The organism is Arthrobacter sp. CAL618, assembly GCF_000468215.1.
Classification (GTDB): domain Bacteria; phylum Actinomycetota; class Actinomycetes; order Actinomycetales; family Micrococcaceae; genus Arthrobacter_D.
The window spans coordinates 1-1,464 of the sequence record NZ_ASZW01000078.1; the positions used below are offsets into that span (position 1 = coordinate 1).

The 1,464-nt window shown below is 64.1% G+C and carries 2 protein-coding genes; both read right to left on the reverse strand.

The genetic code is table 11. From position 1 onward, the window contains the following. Window positions 1-15: 15 nt before the first annotated feature. Entirely contained in the window at window positions 16-513 is a 498-nt protein-coding gene (gene nrdR, locus K728_RS0104950) for a transcriptional regulator NrdR (RefSeq protein ID WP_019481308.1), read from the reverse strand. Window positions 514-625: 112 nt separating this feature from the next. Beyond that, the coding region (gene hisD / locus K728_RS0104955; protein ID WP_024476029.1) for a histidinol dehydrogenase at window positions 626-1,464 on the reverse strand (839 nt) is incomplete at its 5' end.

A 1,464-nucleotide genomic window follows, 5' to 3' on the forward strand; every position in this document is an offset into this window, starting at 1 on the left:
CCACCGGAGCTTGTGTTACTGCGCGGTCAACGGCCTTTGGGTGCCCGTCGGCGCAGTTGGCGCTTCGCCCGCTTCGCGGCGCAGTTTCGCGATAGCCGTCTCGAAGTCCTCGAGGGAATCGAATCCCCGGTACACGCTGGCGAACCGGAGGTAGGCGACCTGATCCAGCTTCTGCAGCGGACCCAGGATTGCCAGACCCACCTCGTGGGCATCGATTTCCGCGGCCCCACTGGCCCGGATCGATTCTTCGACTTCCTGCGCGAGCAGCGCGAGGTCGTCTTCGGTCACCGGACGTCCCTGACAGGCTTTCCGTGCACCGTTGATCACCTTGCTGCGGCTGAAGGGCTCCCCGACGCCCGAGCGTTTGATCACGCTGAGGCTTGTCGTCTCAACGGTGGTGAATCGCCGTCCGCACTCCGGACATTGACGACGCCGGCGGATTGCCGAACCATCGTCGGCCAGGCGACTGTCGACCACCCGTGAATCGGCGTTACGGCAGAAGGGACAAAACATGCCGCGCCTTTCGATCAGTGGGGACAGGCAGTCGGGCTACCGTGTGGAACACCACCATTCTAGAACTAGATATGGGAAAACTACAACAGTGTCATTACTACATGTAGTGGTCTCAGCGGAACCGGGCGGTGACGGCATCACCGTGGGCTGGTAGGTCCTCCGCGGTGGCCAGGCTGGTGATGTGCTGGCTCACTTCCTCGAGAGCCGACCGGTTGTAGTTGATCAGCTGCACCGCCTTCAGGAAGGTAGTGACGTTCAGGCCTGACGCGAAGGATGCGGTCCCGCCGGTGGGCAGGACGTGGTTCGACCCGGCGCAGTAGTCGCCCAGGCTCACCGGGCTGTAGTCCCCCACAAACACGGCACCGGCGTTACGAATCCGGCTGGCTACCAGTGCGGCGTCGGCTGTCTGAATCTCCAGGTGCTCTGCCGCATACGCGTCGCAGACAGCGATGCCGTGCTCGACGTCGTCCACCAGGATGGTGCCCGACTGCTGACCTGCGAGAGCCTCGCGCACCCGGTCGGCGTGTTTTGTGGTCGCAATCTGCGCCGACAGGTGGCCCCGGACATGAGCGGCAAGGTCTTCGGAGTCGGTGATCAGAACCGACGCAGCGTTGGGGTCGTGTTCGGCCTGGCTGATCAGGTCTGCGGCAATCAGCCGCGGATCCGCGGTGTTGTCAGCCAGTATGGCGATCTCAGTGGTGCCAGCCTCGGAATCAATCCCGACGGTCCCCTTGAGCAGCCGCTTGGCGGTCGCGACATAAATGTTGCCCGGACCCGTCACCACGTCCACCCGGTCGATAGCGTCGTCGCCCTCGCCGCCGTCCACCCCATAGGCAAATGCTGCGATGGCCTGCGCGCCGCCGATGGCGTACACCTCGGTAATGCCCAACATCTCGGCCGCCGCGAGAATGACCGGGTGCGGGAGCCCTCCGAATTCCTTCTGTGGCGGGG

Excerpts from the sequence above, each read along its gene's own strand:
- nrdR (WP_019481308.1), bottom strand. The coding sequence starts at position 513 with ATGTTTTGTCCCTTCTGCCGTAACGCCGATTCACGGGTGGTCGACAGT.